This window comes from Thalassospira sp. MCCC 1A02491, from assembly GCF_001613785.1.
GTDB classification, from domain to species: domain Bacteria; phylum Pseudomonadota; class Alphaproteobacteria; order Rhodospirillales; family Thalassospiraceae; genus Thalassospira; species Thalassospira povalilytica.
The window spans coordinates 1-21,815 of record NZ_LPVX01000027.1; the positions used below are offsets into that span (position 1 = coordinate 1).

The 21,815-nt window shown below is 54.8% G+C and carries 20 protein-coding genes; 13 read left to right on the plus strand and 7 right to left on the minus strand.

Annotated features, from left to right (window positions below):
- Together AUQ42_RS08965 and AUQ42_RS08970 are read left to right on the plus strand one after the other, a co-directional pair.
- Positions 1 to 1,012 (plus strand): class I SAM-dependent RNA methyltransferase (locus tag AUQ42_RS08965; RefSeq protein WP_068518751.1); only part of this gene is annotated, 1,012 nt, incomplete at its 5' end.
- A gap of 260 nt (positions 1,013 to 1,272) precedes the next feature.
- A complete protein-coding gene (locus AUQ42_RS08970; protein ID WP_068518752.1) occupies positions 1,273 to 2,319 on the plus strand; it encodes a hypothetical protein in 1,047 nt (348 codons plus the stop codon).
- A 224-nt stretch (positions 2,320 to 2,543) separates the two neighbouring features.
- Here AUQ42_RS08970 and AUQ42_RS08975 read toward each other — a convergent pair whose 3' ends face one another.
- Entirely contained in the window at positions 2,544 to 3,059 is a 516-nt protein-coding gene (locus AUQ42_RS08975; protein WP_068518753.1) for an SH3 domain-containing protein, read from the minus strand.
- 200 nt (positions 3,060 to 3,259) lie between these two features.
- Between AUQ42_RS08975 and AUQ42_RS08980 the strand changes: the two genes are divergently transcribed.
- The 7 genes from AUQ42_RS08980 to AUQ42_RS09010 all read left to right on the plus strand — a co-directional run bounded on the left by AUQ42_RS08980 (position 3,260) and on the right by AUQ42_RS09010 (position 11,385).
- Positions 3,260 to 4,246: a D-glycerate dehydrogenase gene (locus AUQ42_RS08980; protein ID WP_068518754.1), complete on the plus strand. Its 987-nt coding sequence runs from the start codon at positions 3,260 to 3,262 to the stop codon at positions 4,244 to 4,246.
- Between the two features lie 171 nt (positions 4,247 to 4,417).
- The gene (locus AUQ42_RS08985; RefSeq protein WP_068518770.1) at positions 4,418 to 7,165 is read left to right on the plus strand and encodes a cation-transporting P-type ATPase; all 2,748 of its coding nucleotides are present in this window, start codon (positions 4,418 to 4,420) and stop codon (positions 7,163 to 7,165) included.
- Between the two features lie 66 nt (positions 7,166 to 7,231).
- Entirely contained in the window at positions 7,232 to 7,918 is a 687-nt protein-coding gene (locus AUQ42_RS08990) for a fumarylacetoacetate hydrolase family protein (RefSeq protein WP_068518755.1), read from the plus strand.
- A gap of 76 nt (positions 7,919 to 7,994) precedes the next feature.
- Complete coding sequence (gene xth / locus AUQ42_RS08995; RefSeq protein WP_068518756.1) at positions 7,995 to 8,792, plus strand: exodeoxyribonuclease III; 798 nt, start codon at positions 7,995 to 7,997, stop codon at positions 8,790 to 8,792.
- A 182-nt stretch (positions 8,793 to 8,974) separates the two neighbouring features.
- Entirely contained in the window at positions 8,975 to 9,817 is an 843-nt protein-coding gene (locus tag AUQ42_RS09000; RefSeq protein ID WP_068518757.1) for a hypothetical protein, read from the plus strand.
- 575 nt (positions 9,818 to 10,392) lie between these two features.
- Positions 10,393 to 11,157 carry an OmpA family protein gene (locus AUQ42_RS09005; protein WP_228194417.1) on the plus strand — a complete coding sequence of 255 codons (765 nt, stop codon included), beginning with the start codon at positions 10,393 to 10,395 and terminating at the stop codon, positions 11,155 to 11,157.
- A gap of 30 nt (positions 11,158 to 11,187) precedes the next feature.
- On the plus strand, positions 11,188 to 11,385 hold the full coding sequence (locus AUQ42_RS09010; protein ID WP_068518759.1) for a YqaE/Pmp3 family membrane protein: 198 nt from the start codon (positions 11,188 to 11,190) through the stop codon (positions 11,383 to 11,385).
- Positions 11,386 to 11,492: 107 nt separating this feature from the next.
- On the opposite strand, the gene AUQ42_RS09015 is transcribed toward AUQ42_RS09010, so the two are convergent.
- From AUQ42_RS09015 to htpG, 3 genes are all read right to left on the minus strand, one after another.
- A complete protein-coding gene (locus AUQ42_RS09015; protein ID WP_068518760.1) occupies positions 11,493 to 11,723 on the minus strand; it encodes a hypothetical protein in 231 nt (76 codons plus the stop codon).
- A 4-nt stretch (positions 11,724 to 11,727) separates the two neighbouring features.
- Complete coding sequence (locus AUQ42_RS09020) at positions 11,728 to 13,062, minus strand: deoxyguanosinetriphosphate triphosphohydrolase (RefSeq protein ID WP_231856722.1); 1,335 nt, start codon at positions 13,060 to 13,062, stop codon at positions 11,728 to 11,730.
- 156 nt (positions 13,063 to 13,218) lie between these two features.
- A complete protein-coding gene (gene htpG / locus AUQ42_RS09025) occupies positions 13,219 to 15,099 on the minus strand; it encodes a molecular chaperone HtpG (protein WP_068518761.1) in 1,881 nt (626 codons plus the stop codon).
- A gap of 312 nt (positions 15,100 to 15,411) precedes the next feature.
- On the opposite strand from htpG, the gene AUQ42_RS09030 reads away from it, so the two are divergent.
- Positions 15,412 to 15,738: an HPF/RaiA family ribosome-associated protein gene (locus tag AUQ42_RS09030; RefSeq protein ID WP_068518762.1), complete on the plus strand. Its 327-nt coding sequence runs from the start codon at positions 15,412 to 15,414 to the stop codon at positions 15,736 to 15,738.
- Positions 15,739 to 15,957: 219 nt separating this feature from the next.
- Here AUQ42_RS09030 and AUQ42_RS09035 read toward each other — a convergent pair whose 3' ends face one another.
- Positions 15,958 to 16,548: an NADPH-dependent FMN reductase gene (locus AUQ42_RS09035; protein WP_068518763.1), complete on the minus strand. Its 591-nt coding sequence runs from the start codon at positions 16,546 to 16,548 to the stop codon at positions 15,958 to 15,960.
- 115 nt (positions 16,549 to 16,663) lie between these two features.
- Here AUQ42_RS09035 and soxR point away from each other — a divergent pair, with 115 nt between their 5' ends.
- Positions 16,664 to 17,122, plus strand: coding sequence for a redox-sensitive transcriptional activator SoxR (gene soxR / locus AUQ42_RS09040; RefSeq protein ID WP_082817795.1), 459 nt, complete (start codon positions 16,664 to 16,666; stop codon positions 17,120 to 17,122).
- A 23-nt stretch (positions 17,123 to 17,145) separates the two neighbouring features.
- Here soxR and AUQ42_RS09045 read toward each other — a convergent pair whose 3' ends face one another.
- Together AUQ42_RS09045 and AUQ42_RS15790 are read right to left on the minus strand one after the other, a co-directional pair.
- Positions 17,146 to 17,907, minus strand: a complete 762-nt coding sequence (locus AUQ42_RS09045; protein ID WP_068518765.1) for a hypothetical protein — start codon at positions 17,905 to 17,907, stop codon at positions 17,146 to 17,148.
- 31 nt (positions 17,908 to 17,938) lie between these two features.
- A complete protein-coding gene (locus tag AUQ42_RS15790; RefSeq protein WP_156480863.1) occupies positions 17,939 to 18,247 on the minus strand; it encodes a hypothetical protein in 309 nt (102 codons plus the stop codon).
- Between the two features lie 153 nt (positions 18,248 to 18,400).
- Between AUQ42_RS15790 and AUQ42_RS09050 the strand changes: the two genes are divergently transcribed.
- Positions 18,401 to 21,241, plus strand: coding sequence for a helicase-related protein (locus tag AUQ42_RS09050; RefSeq protein WP_068518766.1), 2,841 nt, complete (start codon positions 18,401 to 18,403; stop codon positions 21,239 to 21,241).
- Positions 21,242 to 21,336: 95 nt separating this feature from the next.
- Positions 21,337 to 21,744, plus strand: a complete 408-nt coding sequence (locus AUQ42_RS09055; protein WP_369813520.1) for an RNA-binding S4 domain-containing protein — start codon at positions 21,337 to 21,339, stop codon at positions 21,742 to 21,744.
- Positions 21,745 to 21,815: the final 71 nt, after the last annotated feature.

A 21,815-nucleotide genomic window follows, 5' to 3' on the forward strand; every position in this document is an offset into this window, starting at 1 on the left:
GGCGGTTTTACGGGCCGGGATTGACCCCGAAGATGCCGATGACCTGATTGCTGATGTTGAAATCTCCCCGCCGGCAAGTCGCCGACGGGCCGGTTTTTCGGTTCATGTCGGGGCTGCTGGCGTGTTTGTCGGGTTCCATGGCCGGTTCAGCCATACTGTTCTCAATGTTCCGGATTGCGTGGTTTTGCGCCCTGAACTGATGGCATTTCGCGAAGCCTTCGTGACGTTTCTGTCCTCCTGTCCGCCGGATCAGGCGCGCGACATCAAGGAAGTCTTTGTCACGCATGCCGATAACGGGCTTGATGTTCTGATCCATGCGACAGCCGATCCTGATCTTGATATGCGTCAGGACCTGGCGGAATTTGCAGACAGTCTGAATATTGCCCGCCTGAGCTGGAAGGTCGGTGATCGCCCCGATGAACCGGTTGCGGCCCGTCACACGCCAACGGTCGGTTTTGAAAATGTCGATGTGCCGATCGCCCCGGGCGGCTTTTTGCAGGCCACCCGCGAAGGTGAACAGTCACTCGTCACGGCTCTTAAGGCCGCATTGGCCGATATTGCCCCCAAACAGGTGGCCGATCTGTTTTGCGGGGTTGGCAGTTTCACCTTTGCCTTGGCCCTTTCCGGGAAACGGCGTTCGGTCACCGCGGTTGAAAGCGATCCGCGTGCGGTTGAATTGCTGCAATATGCGGTCGGACAATCAGGAAGCCCGATCAAGGTCGTCAAACGGGATCTTTTCCGACAGCCCCTGACTGCGACCGAATTGGCGGGATTTGATCTGGTTGTGTTTGACCCGCCGCGCGCCGGGGCGCTTGCGCAGTGCGAGGAACTGGCGATTGGTGGCCCGGAATGGGTTTTGGCCGTGTCGTGCAATCCGGCGACATTCACCCGTGACATGCGGGTGCTGCGCAATGGCGGTTATGAAATCCAGAAAATTGTCCCGGTCGATCAGTTCCTGTGGTCATCGCATCTTGAACTGTTTGCGGTGTTGCGACGCACAAAGACCGCTTGATCAGGGATCGATTCGGTCCCGATTAACCGTCCGTTTGGGGCCTGCATCACCGTTGATGCAGGTCGATCAGGCCGGAAATCCCGATATCGCGCGCCGATTGCGCATTTGCGCTTAATGTTTAACGCCGAATAATCTATACTAATGGCTGGTATTTCCGCCGGACACCAGGAAGGTCAGGCGGGCAAAAGTTTGAAAGCATTTCAAATTCTTTGTCCGCGCAACATGTAGTTGCCTCGCCGGCTTGTTTGTGCGGAAAAGCGATGGAACCACTGGCCAGCCAGCTTACGATCTATACCAATACTGCGCGTGCAATCGCACCGCAGAACAGGTTGATTGCGGGCGATGCGAACCAGTCTGCCGCCAATGCCGGATCGACCGGGCGCAATACCGATGCGGTGCGCGGCGCAAATTACACATCTGAAAAGCTGCGTGGCACGCTTGGCAGTGCCAGCGATCTGGTGTCGCAAGCTGCAACTGATCTGTCACGGATCGGCGATGCGCTTGATGAAATAGATGCGCTGATCAAAACCGCCGAAGAAAACCCGACCCTTTCACGACAACAACGCGCCCAGCTTAATGCCCAGATCGAAGATTATCTGACCACAATCGACGATATCGCGGCAAACAGCAGCTATGACGGTCGCAATCTTTTGGCCGAAGACCAGACCATCACTGTTCAGGCCGGATCGGGAACCTCGTCGGACAACCGGATCAATGTCGATCTTTATGCGTCATCGGCCGATGATCTGGCAGCGGGTTTGTCATCTATTGACCTGTCGGATGCGGCGGGCGTCACCGATGCACGCACCCGGATTGACGAGGCACAGCAAGCCCTTCGTGATCGTGAAATCTCGCTGGCGGCTGATGGCGGCAGCATATCGATTGCCCGCGATCAGAACCGTATTTCGCAGGTTGCCGGTGACAACATTGTCCAGGCGCAGCTGACGGCAAATGATGCTTCTGCAACTGACGATGTGCAGGCCAGAATTTCTGAAAACCTTCAGGCCTATCTGGGGGATATCGCCAGTCAGCTTGCCAACCAGACCGTGACGGTCGGTGGCTTTGCCCTGCCGGAACCGCAACCTGATCCGTTCCTTGAACAGAATGATACGTCGACCTTCGATCCGAATTCTGATGACGACACCGGCTTTGAAACCGGATTTGGCGGCACGACACCAAACAGCCCCACAGGCACACGAACCACCAGCACGCCGGTCTTTGGCGGCTATGACAGTGGTGGCCAGGCAACCTCAAGCGGCGGTGGCGGCAATACACAGCGCCCAAGCCGGGTGTCCGTTGATGCCTGACGCCTGATGCCGTACCGGGCTATGGCGGGGTCATTGCCCTGAACCGGTGAGCTTTTTGGGGCACAGGGCAATGACGACACCGGAAATCATCATCCCTAATTGCCCACAACCGTTTGGCCGTATTCAGGTGATTACAATCAGTCGGTCAATTGCGATGACCCGCGCATCCCGAGCTGCGAAGGCGATTGAGCGGGACGTGCTTTGGAAATGGACGGCGCGGCGGCCTAGCCTTCGACGGTTTCATCCTCATAGACGCCCCAGAACCCGTGACGGGGGGCCCAGCCTTCAAAATCGCCAAAGCGCAGCTGACACCAGTTCAGGTTGGCGGGGCAATCTTCGATGCGTCCGATGACACTGGCCGAAACCATGGCGATTTTCCGGGCGTTTTCATCTGCTGCGGAATAAAGCGTGATGCTGTCATCAGTAACGATGACATGACGCGACCCGACCAAAAGACTTTGATGAACCCAGCCTTCGCTGCCTTCCCAGTCGCGGACCTTGCGCCATGTATCAAATTCCGAAACGACTTCCATCGGCATGTTGCGGCGGTGATAGATCCAGACCTTCGGGTATCGCAAACCCGGGCCCGAACGCAGAAATACCTTGTCTGACCGCAGTGCGACAAATCGCGGAATGGGCAAGCCGGATTCTTGTGCGCTGGCCACGATCGGGGTGGTCAGGCTGCCCAAAATCGCCAAAGCCATGAAGCGATACAGAAATTTGCGCAAAATCTGCGGCATCGTGTTGGTATTCCTTCGTTTATTTTCTCTGACAGCGTCCTGCCAGAACTCTTCTTTGTGTAATAAAATTACAAAAACTGCGTCAAAATCCTTGCTTTTGTACCTTTGAGCGTGGCATCACTGCAATGCGGCAGGGCACAAAAGCGCGTCATGCCACATTTTGTCAGAAAAAGAGTTAAAAGACCGCATAGGATCGGCAGATGACCAAGAAAAAACCGCTTGTCGTCGTGACCCGGAAACTGCCGGAAGCGATTGAAACCCGCATGATGGAATTGTTCGATGCGCGTCTGAATATTGATGACGCTGCAATGAGCAAACAGGAACTCATTGATGCCGTCAAAGAGGCCGATGTTCTGGTGCCGACCGTGACGGACAAGATCGATGCGGCCGTGCTTGCCCATGCGGGGCCGAACCTTAGACTGATTGCCAATTTCGGGACCGGTGTTGATCATGTGGACCTGCAAACAGCGCGGTCGCGCGGGATTACGGTTACCAATACCCCCGATGTCCTGACCGAAGACACCGCCGACATGACCATGGCGCTGATCCTGTCGGTTTCGCGCCGCCTTGCCGAGGGCGAGCGTCTTATCCGCAAAGGCGAATGGGCCGGATGGGGGCCGACACTGATGCTGGGGCATCGTATCTGGGGCAAGCGTCTGGGGATTGTCGGCATGGGCCGTATTGGCCGTGCCCTGGCGCGCCGTGCCAAGGGGTTTGGTCTGTCTGTGCATTACCATAACCGTCGGCGTGTTCATCCCGAGATCGAAGACGAACTTGATGCGACCTATTGGGAAAGCCTGGATCAGATGTTGGCACATGTCGATATCGTTTCGGTCAACTGCCCGCATACGCCAGCAACCTATCATCTGTTGTCGGCACGCCGTCTTAAACTGATGCAGCCGCACGCCATTCTGGTCAACACGGCACGCGGGGAAATCGTTGATGAACCGGCCCTGACGCGGATGCTGGCCGATGGCGAGATCGCCGGTGCCGGTCTTGATGTGTTCGAACACGAACCGGCGGTTAATCCCAAATTGCTGGAACTGCAAAATGCGGTTCTGTTGCCGCATATGGGATCGGCGACCATCGAAGGCCGTGTCGATATGGGCGAAAAGGTTCTGATCAATATCAAGACCTTTGTTGACGGTCATACGCCGCCAGACCGGGTGATCGAAGGCCTTCTGTGACCCGGTTACAGTCCGGTTTTTCAAAATCCGACCAACAAATTTCGGCACGTCACCACATCTGAAATGTGTGGTGACGTTGCCAATTGCGTGCATGATCACAGTCTGTAATTGCGCTGCGGTGCAGCATGGTTATGATTGATGCCGGGTTCGAATTCGGCAGCAGGTGCTTTGATGGCGTCACGCAATGGTTCCAACAACGGTCAGTCTTCGCAGGACAAAACAGCACCCGCAGCCTGGCATGGCCTTGCCATCGATGCGGTCTGTGATCAGCTTGAATGCGATCGTACCGGACTTTCCCATGACGCCGTTATTGCCCGCCAACGCCAATATGGCCCAAACAGCCTGCCGACGGCCAAACCCAAAAGCGCGCTCGTACGTTTTGCCAGGCAATTCAACAATCTTTTGATCTATGTATTGCTGATTGCGTCATCGGTAACCGCGATGATGGCGCACTGGATCGACACGGTGGTTATTCTGGCGGTGTGCTTTTTGAATGCGACCATCGGCTTCATCCAGGAAGGCAAGGCCGAAGAAACGCTGCGCGCCATCAAGAACATGCTTTCGCCAAGCGCATCGGTGCTGCGCGATGGGCAGCGCAAGACAATTCCGACCACCGAACTCGTCCCGGGGGACGTTGTGCGCCTCGAAGCAGGGGACCGCATCCCGGCGGATGTTCGACTTTTCATGGTCAAGAATTTCGGGGTGCTTGAATCTGCCCTGACGGGGGAATCCCTGGTGGTTACCAAAAATGCCGATCCGGTGGCCCGGGAAGCAGCCCTTGGTGATCGCAAATCGATGGCCTATGCCGGAACACTGGTTACCACCGGTCAGGCCCAGGGGTTGGTGGTGGCAACCGGATTCCAGACAGAAATCGGCAAGATCAACCGTCTTCTGGGCGATGTCGCGGCCCTGACCACGCCGCTTTTGCGCCAAATGAGCCAGTTCGCCAAGATCCTGACCGGCATCATTTTGCTGGTTGCGGTGATGGTATTTGCCTTTGGCGTTGTGGTGCAGGGCATGAGCATCGACGCCACCTTTGTCGCGGTTGTTAGTTTGACCGTGGCCGGCATCCCCGAAGGTTTGCCCGCCATTCTGACCATCGCGATGGCGATTGGTGTTCAGTGCATGGCCGGCCAGCACGCCATCATCCGGCGATTGCCGGCGGTGGAAACGCTGGGCGCGGTATCGGTAATCTGTTCGGACAAGACCGGGACGCTGACGCGCAATGAAATGACGGTGCAATCGGTCTGGATGCCTGATTGCAATGTGAATGTTTCCGGGATCGGCTATGACCCGCATGGCGGTTTTGTCGCTGGCGGGGTCGAACAGGATGCCGATGACATTCCGGGCTTGGCGCTTCTGACCCGCGCGGCCATGTTGTGCAACGATGCCAAACTGGTGCGCAAGGACGATGCGTGGAACGTTCTTGGCGATCCGATGGAAGGTGCGCTTCTGGTTCTGGCGATGAAGGCGGGGTTTGATCATGACCGGCTTGATGAAACGGTTCCGCGTCTTGATGTTCTGCCATTTGATTCCAGCTACAAATACATGGCGACCCTTCATCATGATCATGCGGGGCACAAACTGATTGTTGTCAAAGGTGCGCCGGATCGTCTGGTTGCCATGGCAAGCCATCAACGCAACAGCGATGGCCAGGATCATGAAATTGATCGGGAAAAATGGACAGCCGGGATTGCCGGACTTGCCGCACAGGGCATGCGTGTACTTGCGGTTGCCATCCGTGAAATGCCCGCAAGCCATCAGGAACTGACATTTGATGATGTCGAAAACGGGCTTGTGATGATCGGGTTGCTGGGGCTTGTTGATCCGCCACGCCCCGAAGCAATCAGCGCGGTGGCAAATTGTCGGCAGGCCGGCATTCGCGTCAAAATGATTACCGGCGATCACGGCATTACCGCACAGGCGATCGGGGCACAGCTGGGTCTTGAAAATACCGAACGCTACCTGACCGGGCCCGAAATTGATGCGATGAACCAGGCCGACCTTCAACAGGCCATCGAAACCACCGACATCTTTGCCCGCACCAGCCCGGAAAACAAATTGCAACTGGTCATGGCGTTGCAGGCCGCAGGACGGGTGGTGGCGATGACCGGGGATGGCGTCAATGATGCCCCGGCACTCAAACGGTCCGATGTCGGCATTGCCATGGGCATATCTGGCACCGAGGCCGCAAAGGAAGCCGCAGAAATGGTGCTGGTCGATGATAATTTTGCCTCTATCGTCAATGCAGTACGCGAAGGACGCACGGTTTACGACAACCTGAAAAAATCGATCACGTTCCTGTTGCCGATCAATGGCGGGGAAACGCTTGGTGTTCTGGTTGCGCTGATGATGGGCGTCGTTTTGCCGATTTCGCCGTTGCAAATTCTTTGGGTCAATATGGTCAGTTCAATCGGGTTGGCATTGTCGCTGGCCTTTGAAAAGGCCGAACCCGACCTGATGGCACGCAAGCCGCGCAATGTTGCCGAACCGGTTTTGTCGGGCTTTCTGGTCTGGCGTATTGTGTTTGTGTCGCTGTTATTCATGGCGGGTATTTTCGGATCGTTCGAACTGGCACTTATGCAAGGGGCATCTGTTGAAACTGCGCGTACGGTTGCGGTCAATGTTCTGGTCGCGATGGAGGTCTTCTATCTTTTCAGTGTGCGTTATCTTGGTGGTACATCCTTGACCTTGCGCGGCATGGTCGTGACGCGACCGGTTTTGATTGCCATATCGTCGGTCTTTGTCCTGCAACTGATCTTTACCTATGTGCCGGTGATGCATTTCCTGTTTGAAACCCGACCGGTCAGCATTGTTGCGGGCATCGGGATCATTGGGGCCGGGATCGGGCTGTTTGTCATTCTCGAACTGGAAAAACTGGTGATCCGTGTTGTTACGGATCGAATTGGCAAAACGTGACCATTTTCTTTTAGACGCAGAGCGACTATCACTATCTCAAACATGATTTTTTGAGGATGATTTCGAATGCGCAGCGTCTTTGAACCAGCTCAGCATACAACGGTTCCGGTTACCGGTTCGGATCAGGTTTTTCCTGTGAACCGCATTTTCTGTATCGGTAAGAACTATGCCGAACATGTGCGTGAAATGGGATCGGACCCGTCTGATACCCCGCCATGTGTTTTCATGAAACCGGCCGATTGCCTGGTGGTTGGTGATGGTGATCTGCCCTATCCGTCGGCAACCGATGATCTGCATTACGAAGGCGAACTGGTGGTTGCCCTGTCCAAGGGGGGCAAGGATCTTGACCGTGCGGCGGTCGAAGATGCGATTTTCGGATATGCGGCCGGACTTGATATGACACGCCGCGATGTTCAGGCCGGTCTCAAGGAACGCCGTTTGCCGTGGGACATGGCTAAATCCTTTGACGGTTGTGCGGCGATTTCGGAAATCAAGCCGAAAGCCGATGCCGGTAACCCGCATGCCACCAATCTGAAACTTTCGGTCAATGGTGATGTGCGCCAGAATGACACCACTGCGAAAATGATCTGGCCGGTTGTCGATGCGCTGGTGCATTTGTCCACACTGATCGAATTGAAGCCGGGTGACCTTCTGTTCACCGGTACGCCCGAAGGTGTCGGTCAGGTTGTGCGCGGTGACCGTATGGATCTGGTGATTGCCGATGTTGCGGAACTGTCGGTAACGCTGAAATAAGCCTTTTGGTTTCTATAGACTTTCCGGGGTTGTGGGGCAGGGGCCTTTCCCCAACAAGACTTGAACGGAGCCCGTTTTGAAGATTGTAAGTTGGAATATCAATTCCGTGCGCCTGCGCATCGAACAGGTGGTCCGGTTTCTCGAAGACCAGCAACCCGATGCATTGTGCCTTCAGGAATTGAAATGCCCGGATGAACATTTCCCGCATGAGGCATTCGAAGCCGCCGGGTATGTTCATCGCCATAACCATGGCATGAAAAGCTATAACGGTGTGGCAATCGTATCGCGATTGCCCTTCGTTGAAACCGACATCACCCATTTCTGTGGCAAGGAAGATCGCCGCCACTGCATGGCGAAATTCGAAAACGGTGTCGAGCTTCACAATTTCTATATCCCGGCTGGCGGTGATGAGCCTGATCCGGCGATCAATGAAAAATTCGCCCACAAACTGTCCTTCATCGATGAAATGACCAATTGGTGGTCTGATCGGCGTGCCGCAGATCCGAACCGCAAGGCGGTTCTGGTCGGGGATTTCAATATCGCGCCGTCGGAAAATGATGTCTGGTCGCACAAGCAGCTTCTGCGTGTCGTCAGCCACACCCCGATCGAGGTCGAAATTCTCGAAAAGTTCCGCCAGTCCGGCGATTTCATTGATTCGGTTCGTGAAGTCGTGCCCGAACCCGAAAAGCTTTTCAGCTGGTGGAGCTACCGGGCGCGCGACTGGCGTGCAAGCAACAAGGGACGCCGTCTTGATCATGTCTGGATGACACCGAACATGGCCGGAACGGTGCGCACCGCATCGGTCTATGACCTTGCGCGTGATTGGGAAAAGCCGTCCGACCACGCACCGGTGGTTGTCGAATTCAATTTGTAATCACGGCTTGACCATCACACTTCCAAACAGCGGGCCAGGGTCATCCGGCCCGCTGTTTGTCATTTGAAATAACTTGATTGTCCTGCCAATCAGCGCAACTCTTTGGGGAGTATGAAGCAGGATAGGTGCCCATAAGGTCAATGTCGCACCGTTTCGATGACTAATTACGCAGGATACGGGCAATGAAAAAGATACTGTTTGGTTTGGCAGCGATCATCGTACTGGTCGTGGGCGGGCTTGTTTATGTCTATGTCAATCTTGATGACATCGTGAAAACGACGATCGAAAAGGCTGGAACGCGGGTGACCCTTGCGGATGTGACGGTCGATGCCGTATCGATCGAGACGACGCAAAATACTGCGGCCATCAAGGGGCTGGTGATCGGCAATCCCGAAGGATACAAAACCGACCATGCCTTTTCACTTGGCAATATTTCGGTACGTCTTGATGGATCGACACTGACCAGCGACACCATCCGCATCATCGAAGTGGTGGTGGACGCGCCAAGTGTGACCTATGAACTTGGCAATGGCAGTTCCAATATCGCGACCATTCAGCGCAACGTGGAAAGCTTTGTCCATCGTGTTTCCGGTCCGTCCGGTGGTCAGGGTGCAGATGACAGTGCTGCTGGCGAAGACGCCGCGTCCAGGCCCAAAATCATCATTGATAATGTGTATGTGCGCAACGGCAATGTCGGTGTTTCCGCAGCATTGCTTCAGGGCAAGTCACTGTCGGCCAATCTTCCGGAAATTCATCTCAAGGACGTTGGCAAGGAAGATAACGGAGCAACCCCGGCCGAAGTTGCCGGTGAAATCCTGACCGCGATCAACGCATCGGTGTTCAAGGCGGTTTCCAACCTTAATGTTGATGGCCTGCTGCAAGGCGTTGGCGATCTTGGCAAGGGCGTTGTCGGTGCAGTCGGTGCCGTTGGCGGTGCTGCCGGAACAGGTGGCGAGAAACTTAAAGACGGTGCCAATGCGCTTGGCGGGGCTGTCAAAGGATTGTTTGGCGGATCGTCCGACTGATCTTTTCTTTCTGCCGGATTTCCGGGATATATAATCAATCATGGCCTGATCGGGTGAAATACCCGGTCAGGCTTTTTTATGCGTTTTGCAACAGCTTGTGACCCGTTCGAGGAATGGGGCGGGATAAAATCGCGCGGGATCAATGGTCTGTGTTCGACCGTGAAGTATGAAGATTGTGAATTTTCTCTATCCCACTGCTTTTTTTCATGAAATTGACTTCTATATATCCTTGGATAGGGGTAATTATATCCCCGTCCATGTTGTGATGATGCGTTCGGGATATGAACTGGTTTCACATCCTTCTATTCGGGGTCGGTTCCGGGGATCTGAGGCACCGGGGATCTGATCGATGGCAAACAGAGCATGGAAAAACAGACAGGCAAAAACGACCTGTCAGGTGCATGTAAAAATCCGTCACATGATGACGCCAACATCACCGTCAAAAAATTGGGATTGGGATCAAAATGTCGGTCAGACAAGGAGTAATACCGATGAAAGCTAAACTGCTCGCTGTTGTGTCCGCCGCTGCCTTCTTGAGCGCGTGTGCAAATATGAACATTCCAGGGGTACGTGAGATGGCTGACGAAGGGTCGGCATTTGACGCAGCCCTCCATCAGAATTACGCCGACCTTGCCCAGGCAGAATATGACGAAGCCGATTGGGCGGATGCGCGGTACTTCACCAGCCGTGCCAAAATGGCTGCGATGAGCCAGGATACCGGCCCGCAGATGATTTCCGAACGTTCCCTGCCTGAAGGCAGCACCGGTGAAGTCGAAGTCGCGCGCAGCGACCTTCTGGCGGCACTTGATGCCGGTGGCCGTGAAAAGGCCGCAACGGCTGCTGCACGGGCACAGGCAAGCTTTGATTGCTGGTTGCAGGAACTCGAAGAAAACATCCAACAGGAAGACATCGACAATTGCCGTGCCGCCTTCTATCAGGCGCTGGCAATTGTTCAGGCAGAAATCGACACCGCACCGGCCCCGGTTGCCGCGATGGCAATGCCGGTTCCGATGAATGTCTATTTCGGCTTTGACAGTGCCACAATTGACGGCAAAGCTATGTCGGTCATTAACGGGATTGTCGAAGCATATGGCAAATACGACCCAGCTGCGATCAGTCTGGTTGCCTATGCCGACCGTGCCGGTGATGCAATGTATAACGATATTCTTGCAAAATCGCGTGTCGATGCGGTTGTAAAGGCGCTTCGTGATGGTGGTGTTCCGGCAAGCAAGCTTGCGATCAGCATCAGCGGCGAAGCCAATGTTCCGGTCGCAACCGAAGACGGTGTTGCCGAACAGGGTAACCGTGTCGTTGTTGTCACTTTCAAAGACAGCATGTAAGCACGTCAACGCAACAAGGGGATTTCATCCATGCGTCTTTTGATCGCACTACTTCTGCCCTGGTTACTGTTCTTTACCATCGGGCGCCCAATCGCAGGCGTCATCTGCCTGATTTTGCAGATTACCCTGATCGGCTGGGTACCGGCGGCGATCTGGGCTGTCTATTCGCTTAGTCAGTACAATACTGACAAGAAAATCAGCAGTGCCATGGGTGGCGGTCAGGACTAACTGACTGTGTTTGCCCCATATGGGCCAAACAGACATTCCCAAGAATAAAGGCAGGCCTTCGGGCCTGCCTTTTTGATTGTCCGGACGTGTGGTCGGGGCCGCTGGCATCAACGCAGATGGCGTCTGACCCCGCCGACAAAACGCCCGATCAGGCGCGATACAATCAGCCGGGTGATCATAAAGCTCGTCACGGCAAGGGCGGCGGGCCAATACCATGCCTGAACTTCCGGACGGGTACTTTGATCAACCAGCCCGTAAATGACGGCTGCCATCGCGCTTGCGGCAATAAAGGCGGTTCGTCTGCGATAGCGCGCAATAAAGGGGCCCAGCATCCACATTTGATCAGTGCTGACCGCCGCCAATGTCGCGCGCAAGGCGGGCGGCAAAATCATCGGTCATGCCCGATACATAATCCAGGATCACCAGATACAGATCATAAAGCGACGCACCGATCGGCATGGCATCATTGCCGATCAGTTCCCGAACACGTCCGGCCCGATAGGGAATGTCTGCTTCTGATCGGGCTTTGTGGACGTCAAGTGCGGTTTTGCAGAATGTCTCAAGCAGGGTTTCAAGATGGGCAAAGGCGCCGACCTCGATCTGGACCTTGCGGCGGTTCAGGATGATCTGTTTTTCCGAGAATGACTTGGCAGTGGCGATCAGCTCGTTATAGGGGCCATCGGCACAGGCAAGAAGATCGCCTTTCCACATACCTGCCAGAAGTTCTTCCTCGTGGCGGACAAAGGCATCGACAAGCGCATCAAGAAGACCCGACATGATCTTGCCGCGCAGGAAGGATATCTTGCGGCTGATATTCTGCTCGCGGTGATATTCGGCGGGAAGGTCCCCTTCGATACAGGGGCGCAGCATCTTTTCCAGCGTCTCGAACTCCACCAGTTCAAGCTCGACCCCGTCCTCGATATCAATCAGGGCATAGCAAACATCATCGGCGGCCTCGACCAGATAAACCAGCGGATGGCGGCAAAATGCCTGGTCGCTTGTCCGGATCAGGCCGGTGGCATCGGCCACTTCTTCAAGCAGTGCGAATTCCTTCTGGAATGCCCCGAATTTCTTTTTCTGGGGAAACGGGCTTCCCGATGCCGACCACGGATATTTCAGGAAACTTGCCAGCGTCGCATAGGTCAGCCGCATCCCCCCATCATACAGACCAGTCCGTTTGTTGGTCAAAAGCCGGAACCCTTGCGCATTGCCTTCATAGGTCGTCAGATCGGCAAACTGTTCACGGGACAGGCTGCCGGTAAAGGCCGGGTCGGCATCGATAAACCACTGGCGGATGGCATATTCACCGGCATGGCCAAATGGCGGGTTGCCGATATCATGACAAAGGGCGGCGGCCTGAACGATGGCGGCCATGTGATCGGGGTCGATGGTATCAGGCAGGCTGCCCTTTTCCGAAAGGCGATGACCAACCATCAGGCCAAGCGACCGGCCGATACACGAAACTTCAAGACTGTGAGTCAGGCGGGTATGGACATTGTCATTTTCGGGCAACGGGTGAACCTGGGTCTTGCGTTGCAGGCGCCGGAACGCGGCCGAGAAAATGATGCGGTCATAATCCTTGTGAAAATCGGACCGGCCAAAAGCGCCGACACTGGAATGACGGGTGCCAAGCCGTGCGGGTGACAACAGTTTTTGCCAGTTCATCATCGCAGTCATCGTGTTTTGGGCCTTCCCGCCGGTTCCGAGCTTCTTTCACATGTGGGGCCTTTATGCCCGTTGTTGGTAAATAAGCATTTTAAATTTCGCAGATTTCCAAAAGAAAACGGCGCATCTTGTGACGCGCCGTTCTCAATATTGGTTGGTGTGTCGGGTTTATGCACCCAGACCCTTTTCCATGATCAGATCAAGGCGGCGTGCAAAGCTGACCGGATCGGGCAGGGCTTCGCCTTCGAGAATGCGAGCCTGATCAAGCAGCAACTGGGCCGCATCATTAAGAATCGGTGCCTTTGCATCCTTGATGGCAATGTCAGACAGCTTTTTGATCAGGCTGTGCTTCGGATTGATTTCAAGGATACGCGGGCTGATTTCATCAACGCGGTTATGTTGTTTCATCAACCGTTCCATCCGCAGATCCATGCCGGTTTCATCGGCAATCAAGCAGCAGGCCGAACTGGTCAGACGATCAGATTCCCGAACGTCCTTAACACCGGTGCCAAGGGCGATCTTGATCGATGCGATCAATGCATCAAGTGACGCGTCGCTGGCGGCATCGTCCTTTTTATCGTCCTTGGCGTCATCCTTGTCATCGGATTTGACGTCATTGAGATCGGCACCGCCACGGGTGACCGATTTGAAGTCCTTTTCTTCAAACTGGCCAACTGACGGCATCCAGAATTCATCGACCGGATCGGTCAGAAGCAGGACCTCGATCCCCTTGGCGGCAAAGCCTTCAAGCTGCGGGCTGCGTTTCAGGGCTTCGATATCTTCGCCGCTGATATAGTAGATGGCCTTCTGGCCTTCTTTCATGCGTTCGACATATTCCGAAAGCGTGGTCCAGCCATCGCCATGGGTCGAACGGAACTTGGCGATCTTGAGGATGCGCGCACGGTTGGACTGGTCTTCGTAAAGCCCTTCCTTGACCACGGCACCAAAGTTTTCCCAGAAGGTGTCAAACCCTTCGGCGTCCTTCTTGGCAGCTGTTTCCAGTTCGGACAGGACCTTTTTGGTCAGGCCGTTCTTGATCTTGGTCAGGACGGGGTTGTGCTGCAACATCTCGCGCGAGACGTTAAGCGGCAGGTCCTGGCTGTCGACTACACCGGAAACAAAACGCAGCCATGGTGGCAGCAATTCGTCTGCACCTTCGGTGATGAAGACCTTGCGGACATAAAGTTTCAGGTGGCCTTTGCGCTGCGGATCATAAAGATCGAACGGCCGCATGGTCGGAAGGTAAAGAAGGCCGGTATATTCAATCGCGCCTTCGGCCTGATAGTGGATGGTTTTCCAGGGATCATCAAACGCATGCGAATTGTGTTTGTAGAATTCCTTGTACTGTTCCTCGGTGACTTCGGATTTCGGACGGGTCCAAAGTGCGGATGCCTCATTGAGGGTCTCGTCACCATCGGCCTTCATCAGAACCACCGGAATGCCGATATGATCGGAATAGGTTTTGACGATATGGCGGAGCTTGTATTCTTCGGTGAATTCCTTGAATTCGTCGGTCAGATGCAGGGTGATCTGGGTGCCGCGGCCTTCCATTTCGGCTTCGGAAATGGTGTATTCGCCCTTGCCGTCCGATGACCACTTCCATGCCTGGTCTTCGCCGGCCTTTCGACTTACGACATCAACCCGGTTTGCCACCATGAAGGCGGAATAGAAACCGACACCGAACTGACCAATCAGGTCGACATCCTTCGGATTGTCGGATTTGGAGACCGCATCAAGGAACTTGGCAGTGCCGGAGTTGGCAATGGTGCCAAGATTGTCGATCAGGTCTTCCTTGTTCATCCCGATCCCGTTATCGGCAATCGTCAGAACATTGCGGACATTGTCTGTCAGAAGGCGGACCTTGAATTCAGCGTCCCCTGCGAGCAGTTCCGGTTTGGCAATCGCTTCGTAACGCAGTTTGTCGCATGCATCCGAAGCGTTGGAGATCAGCTCGCGCAGGAAGATGTCCTTGTTTGAATACAGCGAATGGACAACGATATCGAGCAGTCGGCTGACCTCGGCCTCGAACCGCATTTTTTCTTCCGTCATGACCTCTTTATTCTCCTTTGTTTCAAGCGTCTGTTGAACTTCCCCGCAATCGGCAGAAGTTGCAACACTTCAACGGGCTACACGAAATAGCAATGTGACCTGTTATTGCTACTGACCGCGCTTGATATGCGTCAACGCACCTTGCAGCGCAAGTCCTGTATCCTAAGTATAGATATAGACGGTTTTTCAAAAGGGGCGCGTAAACCAAAACCCAAGCGTTCCTGAATTTCCCGGGACAGCAAATGGACCGGGGTAAACGGCAGGGTGCAACGCCCTGCTTTGCGTCCAAGGCTTTAAACAGGAGGCCGTATCATGAAGGTTCCCGTTCAAATCACCTACCGTGATGTTGATCAGTCTGATGCGCTTGACGAGCGTATCCGTTTCAAGGTGCAAAAACTGGAAGAAACCTTCGATCGCATGACCAGTTGTCATGTTGTGGTGGAACGACCCCAAGCATCCCATAACCACGGTAACCGTTTCGCCGTACATTTCGGGATCAATGTGCCGGGCAAGGAAATCATGGTAAAGCGTGACAGTGCTGATCATGCCCATGAAGATGTCTATGTCGCGCTTAAAAACAGTTTCCAGGCCGCACGCCGACAGCTCAAGGATTATGCGGACAAGATGCGTAACCATTAATGACCCGACCGGTGATGGTCGAATGCTAATGACCGACCGGCATTGATTGGCGGGGCGACCTTATGGTCGCCCCGTTTTGCTTTTGGGGGCTGATTTGTTTGAGCCTGATCTTGCGGTTTTCCGGCAAATGCGGTGGTGGCGCGAGAAGGGCAAAGCACAAAAGTCGCAGTCGGACAAATATCGGGCTTTCGAGTGCCGGGTTTTGGCTGTTTTTATCGGTCAGGATGCAACAGCGGTTCGAAGCTGCTGGCTGCTGTTCGGATACCGGGCATCACGCAATGCGCCGGCCCACCATTTCAGGTCGCTCACCATGTGATGCAGTGCCTGGTTTGTGCTTTCCTGGTCGATTGGGTTTCCGTCTTCGTCAAAGCGGTCCCAGACGTTTGCAAAGCTCACCACGTCGCGCATGGTCACGGCATGAAGTTCGGCAAAGACAAGACGCAATTGCTCGACCGCGCGCAATCCCCCTGACATCCCGCCATAGGAAACAAAGGCGACCGGCTTGCGACGCCATGGCTGTTTGGCTGCATCAATCAGCAATTTCAGCTCGCCGGTAAAGCTGTGATTGTATTCCGGTGTCACGACGATAAAGGCATCGGCCTCTGAAAGGGCGGTGTGCAGTTCATCAATGCCCGGATGTTCTGCACGCGTATGTGCCGCCGGAAGGTTCAGGACAGCCGGATCAATCGTATCAAGTGAAAGATCGCGATCCGATCCGAGTGTTGTCAGTACCCAGCGCGCAACCATGTCACAAAGCCGCCCCTCTCGTGCACTGCCATAGATGATGGCGACATTGAATGTTTCTTTCACGGATTTGACTCCTTGATAATTTCGCTTCAATGCGTAAGCTTCTAGAACCTCAACTAATGTTAAGGTCAACAACGAAATTCGATACCTGTCAGAAGGCAGGATGCAGGAGGGGGAAATGGCCGGAAGCGGTGTATTACAGCGTTATCTGAGCGTCGGGGAAGTCGCCAGCCGCTGCGGGATTGCGGTTTCGGCTGTGCATTTTTATGAACGCAAAGGTCTGATCAGTTCGATCCGTACCGATGGCAATCAACGCCGGTTTCACCGCGGCGTGTTGCGCAAGCTTGCCATCATCAAGGTCGCGCAGAAAACCGGGATACCGCTTTCTGAAATTGCAGAAGCCTTTGACAAATTGCCCCATAACACGGTCCCCAATGCCAAGGACTGGGAAAAGCTGTCTTCGCAATGGCGCGATGACTTGAACGAGCGGATCGATCAACTGACCCGGCTTCGTGATCAGTTGGGGCAATGTATTGGCTGTGGATGCCTGTCGATATCAGATTGCCCGCTGCGCAACCCGGCAGATGAGTTGGCAAAGGATGGGCCAGGGGCACCGTTGCTCGAACACGGGAAATAGTGAAACTCAGTTTGCGTTAGTACCTAATTGCGTTGCTCGATATAGGTGTTACCCGAGTTGCTCAGCATGATGCTGCCCTTGGTAATGTGGACAAGCTGCTTTTGTTGGTTGATGCGCGTTCGAAACCCCTTGTGAGCAGGGAAGAAGTCTTTGTTCTTGGCTTGATTGCAAACGGAACAAAGGAACGCGATGTTCGTAATGTCAAAGGCGGCAAGGTCGGCAAATAGGATTTCTGTTCCGCTGTTATCGAGTACGATGCCGCTATCGTTTTGAATCCCCGACATTGCCCAGTGGGCAACCTTTACCTCGTCGGAATCATAGTCTTTTTCAATGGCGTCTGGGGTCGTGTAGATCGCCTTGATAAGTTCGTAACCTTCGTCCGAGTTGTCGGCGAGAATCCCGGTCAGGTTGTCGTAATCAGGCAGACGCAAGACCGATTTACCAAGCTTCAAGTTCGCTACGTTTCCGTCCGGCGAGACATAGTTATCCTTTTTGTTTGCCTCGTTTGCGAGTTCTGTAAACCGCCGCCACCCGGCATAGGTGGCACCAGTGAGTGCCTGAAGCAGCGCCGATTTGGGAAACAGATGATCAGCCTCTGCAAATACGGTGGGTAAGATGCGCTCGCAGCATGGGCATTTGAAGCAGTTTTCTACGCCGCGCCCGAAATCCTGATCAGGAACTTTGGCGATGCCAAATCGCCATGCATTGAAGTATCCAGCGGTTTCAGGGCCGGGGATGAAAGGGCTAAATTTTTCACGCGTCGATACTTTGAACAGAACAATCATTCGGTGTTGGTCCTAGTACTTACTGGGGGTGTCAGATCTTGGGACGTCGGAATAGACGCCATTCCTTTAGCGGGGCGTCAAAAGGTCCGAGACCGATATTCGGCAAGCCGGGCTTATGCTGTTTTGCCGGTGGCTGGAGGAGCTTGCGCCACCAATATTCCCAATCTTCATTATCCGCAGGAAGTTCTGGTTCAACGTTTGGATTGTGAGGGTCGACTGGTTTTGTTTGACTGGTTTCTTCCCACTCTGGCTCGACTTGACGTTTGACAGCCTTGGCAGCGACTGATGGCCATGTGCCTGCCTGGCCTTCGTTGTCGTCGTCAGAATCGGGGTTGCTCATCGGGGCCTCCTGCAAATGGTTTGGGGTGTTGACGGGGGAGGAAACACGATGTGACGAACTTTGCTGAAAGCTTGACATTGCGCCGGTTCGCGTGTTGAAAGGCCCAAAGATTGCGATGGTCCTGATCAATGGGCTGTCGATTGGAAAAGTTTGATGCAGATTTCAACCCGAACCGGTCCTCGTATCCTTGCCATATTGGGGCCGACCAACACCGGCAAGACCCATCTGGCCATGGAACGGATGTTGGCGCATACGACCGGGATGATCGGGTTCCCGTTGCGGCTTTTGGCGCGTGAAAACTATGATCGCGCAGTGGCCAAGGTCGGCAAGGGGGCGGTGGCGCTGATCACCGGCGAAGAACGTATCTTGCCGAAAACCGCACGCTATTTCCTGTGTACCGTCGAAGCCATGCCCGTGGCCAAGCAGGTCGATTTCCTGGCAATTGACGAAATCCAGATGTGTGCGGACCCCGAACGCGGGCATGTCTTTACCGACCGGCTGTTGCATGCGCGCGGGCGCTCAGAGACCATGTTCATGGGGGCGGAAACCATCCGGCCGGTGATCCGCAAGCTGGTTGATAATGTCGAATTTGATCGGCGCGAACGGTTTTCGACCCTAAGCTATAACGGATCGAAGAAGATCCAGCGCCTTCCGGCCCAGTCGGCTGTGGTGACCTTTTCGGCACAGGAAGTCTATGCGGTGGCCGAACTTGTGCGCCGTCAAAAGGGCGGGGCTGCGGTGGTTCTTGGCGCGCTGAGCCCGCGCACCCGCAATGCCCAGGTCGAAATGTTCCAGAATGGCGAGGTAGAGCACCTGATTGCGACCGATGCCATCGGCATGGGGCTTAACCTTGATCTTAACCACGTTGCCTTTGCCGCGCTGACCAAGTTTGACGGCAAGTTCAATCGCGGTTTGACAGCGGCTGAAACTGCGCAGATCGCCGGGCGTGCCGGCCGTCACATGAATGACGGGACATTTGGGGTTACCGGCAACCTTTCGGGCATTGATCCCGATATCATCGAACAGATCGAAGCCCACGAGTTCGAACCGCTTGCCAAAGTATTCTGGCGCAATGCGCGGCTTGATTTCCGGTCAGTGGATGCGTTGCAGAAATCGTTGCGCCGGCGATCGGATGACCCGACCCTTATTCTGGCGCGCGAGCCGGTTGATGAAATCATGCTCGATCATCTGGCGCATAACGAAGATGTCGCACGCATTGCCTCGGCCCCGGATCGGGTACAGTTATTGTGGGAAGTCTGCCAGATTCCCGACTTCAGAAATATCCATACCGATGCCCATCCAAGGCTGCTAACATCTATCTATCGCTATCTTGCGAAACCCGGAAGCAAACTGCCCATCGACTGGTTGGGCGAACAAGTCTTGCGTCTGGATCGTTATGATGGTGATATCGATCAGTTGTCATCACGTTTGGCAGGTATTCGCGTCTGGACATATGTATCGCACAAGCATCACTGGCTCGAAGATGCCAATCATTGGCAGGAACGCACGCGGGCCATTGAGGATAAGCTCTCAGATGTGCTACATGAACGCCTGACCCAAAGGTTCGTTGACAGACGGACCTCGGTTTTATTGAAAAGTCTCAAGGACAAGTCTGAACTCATGTCTACCATCACTGCGAATGGTGAAGTACAGGTCGAAGGTGAATTTGTCGGCCGTCTTGATGGATTCCGTTTCATCCCTGATGAAACCGATGCTGCTTTCGAAGGCAAGGCTATTGCCAGTGCCGCACGTCGCGCGCTGACCGGCGAAATCGCCCAGCGTGTCAAACAACTTGAAACCGACGAAGACGACAAGTTCGCGGTGAATGGGCAGCTTGATGTCCTTTGGAACGGTGCGCAGGTTGGCGTGCTGAAAAAAGGTGACACAGTTCTGTCGCCCGAAGTTCAGGTGATCGACAGCGAGTTCTTTGACGGTCCGACACGTGAACGTGTGCGCACCCGTTTGCAGAATTTCGTCAATGCCCATATCGAAGCGCGCCTTAAAATGCTGACCCGCCTGCGCGATTGTCAGTTGTCCGGTCCGATTCGCGGTCTTCTGTTCCAGCTGAACGAAGGTCTGGGCTGTGTTCCGCGCTCGGAACTTGAAAGCCTGGTCAAGGACCTGTCGGACGAAGACCGCAAGGCACTTGCCAAACTTGGCGTGCGTCTGGGTGTTGAAACCGTCCATGTGCTTGATGCGCTGAAACCCGATCCGGTTGAGCTGCGCGGTATTCTTTGGGCAGTTGCCCGTGAACTGGATGCGCTTCCGGAATTGCCGCCGGCAGGCCGGACATCGGTTCCGAACGATCGTGCCAATTCCAAGGGCTTTTACCTTGCTGCTGGCTATATGCCGGTTGGTCCGCTTGCGGCACGTGTGGACATGCTTGAACGTTTCGCAGCCCTTCTGCGTCAGAAGGCCCGTGAAAACGACGGCAAGGTACGTCCTGATCCCGATCTGCTGTCACTTCTGGGCTGCACGGTCGAGCAGGCCGAAGGCGTATTTACCGCTCTTGGCTGGCGTGCCGAGGTAACCAAGGTCAAGAAATCCGAACTTCTTGCCAAGGAAGCCGAGAAAAAGGCCGAAGAAACCGCCAAGGCCGATGCCGAAGTCAAAACCGAAGAAGCTGCACCGGCTGAAAGCGCCGAAACAGCACCGGCAAATGACGCCGCATCCACCGACACCGCAGAAGCAACCCCGGCCGAGGCCGCGGAAACCGATGCGGATGGCGATGAGCTGGTCGAGGTCAAATACTTTGTCCGTGTTGATCGCCGCAAGCGTGGCGGTGCCGGTCGTGGTCAGCAGCGTGGTCCGCGTCAGGATGCACGCGGCAAAGGCGGTCCCAAGGGCAAGGGCGGCAATCGTCCGAACCATGGTGGCAAGGGTGGTCGCGGTGGCAAGCCGGGCGGACGTGGCCCGGCCCCGGACAAGGGCAACCAGATCAACGAAGATTCTCCGTTTGCCAAGCTTAAGGAGATGCTCGAAGCCAAAGGCTGATAGCATCCTGGAAATCGGAATTGAACGGCGATCCTTGCGGGTCGCCGTTCTGCGTTCTATGTCTTTATAATCACTTGATGCAGGATCGGATGGTTGTGAACGAACAGTCAGAAAAGCTCAGGGTCGACAAATGGCTTTGGCATGCCCGGTTTTACAAAACCCGGTCATTGGCCAGCAAAGCCTGCCAGTCCGGGCATATCGTTCTGAATGGTCAGTCCGTCTCCAAGGCAAGTGCCACGGTCGTCGCCGGTGACCGGTTGCAGTTCTTTCAGGGGCCGCATTTGCGTGTGGTCGAAGTCATCGCCCTTGGCGAACGTCGCGGGCCCGCCCCGGAAGCCCAGGGCTTGTATGTGGACCATTCCCCCCCAAGATTACCGAAAAAGGAAGTTGCGTCAGATATACGAACCGCACCGGTTGCGGAACGCGAAGCCGGTGCCGGACGCCCGACCAAGGCAGAGCGCCGGGCGCTTGACCGGCTGCGGGGTGACAGGGATGTCGGCTAGGACTTTTTAAGTTTTTTCTGATATTTAGGTGATCTCTGCGACTTAACGCCAGGATGGCAAGAATACAAAAT

What these genes read in the sequence shown, in the direction of transcription:
- AUQ42_RS08970 (WP_068518752.1), top strand. Translation starts at nt 1,273, where the DNA reads ATGGAACCACTGGCCAGCCAGCTTACGATCTATACCAATACTGCGCGT.
- AUQ42_RS08975 (WP_068518753.1), bottom strand. Translation starts at nt 3,059, where the DNA reads ATGCCGCAGATTTTGCGCAAATTTCTGTATCGCTTCATGGCTTTGGCG.
- AUQ42_RS08980 (WP_068518754.1), top strand. Translation starts at nt 3,260, where the DNA reads ATGACCAAGAAAAAACCGCTTGTCGTCGTGACCCGGAAACTGCCGGAA.
- AUQ42_RS08985 (WP_068518770.1), top strand. Translation starts at nt 4,418, where the DNA reads ATGGCGTCACGCAATGGTTCCAACAACGGTCAGTCTTCGCAGGACAAA.
- AUQ42_RS08990 (WP_068518755.1), top strand. Translation starts at nt 7,232, where the DNA reads ATGCGCAGCGTCTTTGAACCAGCTCAGCATACAACGGTTCCGGTTACC.
- AUQ42_RS09000 (WP_068518757.1), top strand. Translation starts at nt 8,975, where the DNA reads ATGAAAAAGATACTGTTTGGTTTGGCAGCGATCATCGTACTGGTCGTG.
- AUQ42_RS09005 (WP_228194417.1), top strand. Translation starts at nt 10,393, where the DNA reads ATGGCTGACGAAGGGTCGGCATTTGACGCAGCCCTCCATCAGAATTAC.
- AUQ42_RS09010 (WP_068518759.1), top strand. Translation starts at nt 11,188, where the DNA reads ATGCGTCTTTTGATCGCACTACTTCTGCCCTGGTTACTGTTCTTTACC.
- AUQ42_RS09015 (WP_068518760.1), bottom strand. Translation starts at nt 11,723, where the DNA reads ATGTGGATGCTGGGCCCCTTTATTGCGCGCTATCGCAGACGAACCGCC.
- AUQ42_RS09020 (WP_231856722.1), bottom strand. Translation starts at nt 13,062, where the DNA reads ATGACTGCGATGATGAACTGGCAAAAACTGTTGTCACCCGCACGGCTT.
- htpG (WP_068518761.1), bottom strand. Translation starts at nt 15,099, where the DNA reads ATGACGGAAGAAAAAATGCGGTTCGAGGCCGAGGTCAGCCGACTGCTC.
- AUQ42_RS09030 (WP_068518762.1), top strand. Translation starts at nt 15,412, where the DNA reads ATGAAGGTTCCCGTTCAAATCACCTACCGTGATGTTGATCAGTCTGAT.
- soxR (WP_082817795.1), top strand. Translation starts at nt 16,664, where the DNA reads ATGGCCGGAAGCGGTGTATTACAGCGTTATCTGAGCGTCGGGGAAGTC.
- AUQ42_RS09045 (WP_068518765.1), bottom strand. Translation starts at nt 17,907, where the DNA reads ATGATTGTTCTGTTCAAAGTATCGACGCGTGAAAAATTTAGCCCTTTC.
- AUQ42_RS15790 (WP_156480863.1), bottom strand. Translation starts at nt 18,247, where the DNA reads ATGAGCAACCCCGATTCTGACGACGACAACGAAGGCCAGGCAGGCACA.
- AUQ42_RS09050 (WP_068518766.1), top strand. Translation starts at nt 18,401, where the DNA reads ATGCAGATTTCAACCCGAACCGGTCCTCGTATCCTTGCCATATTGGGG.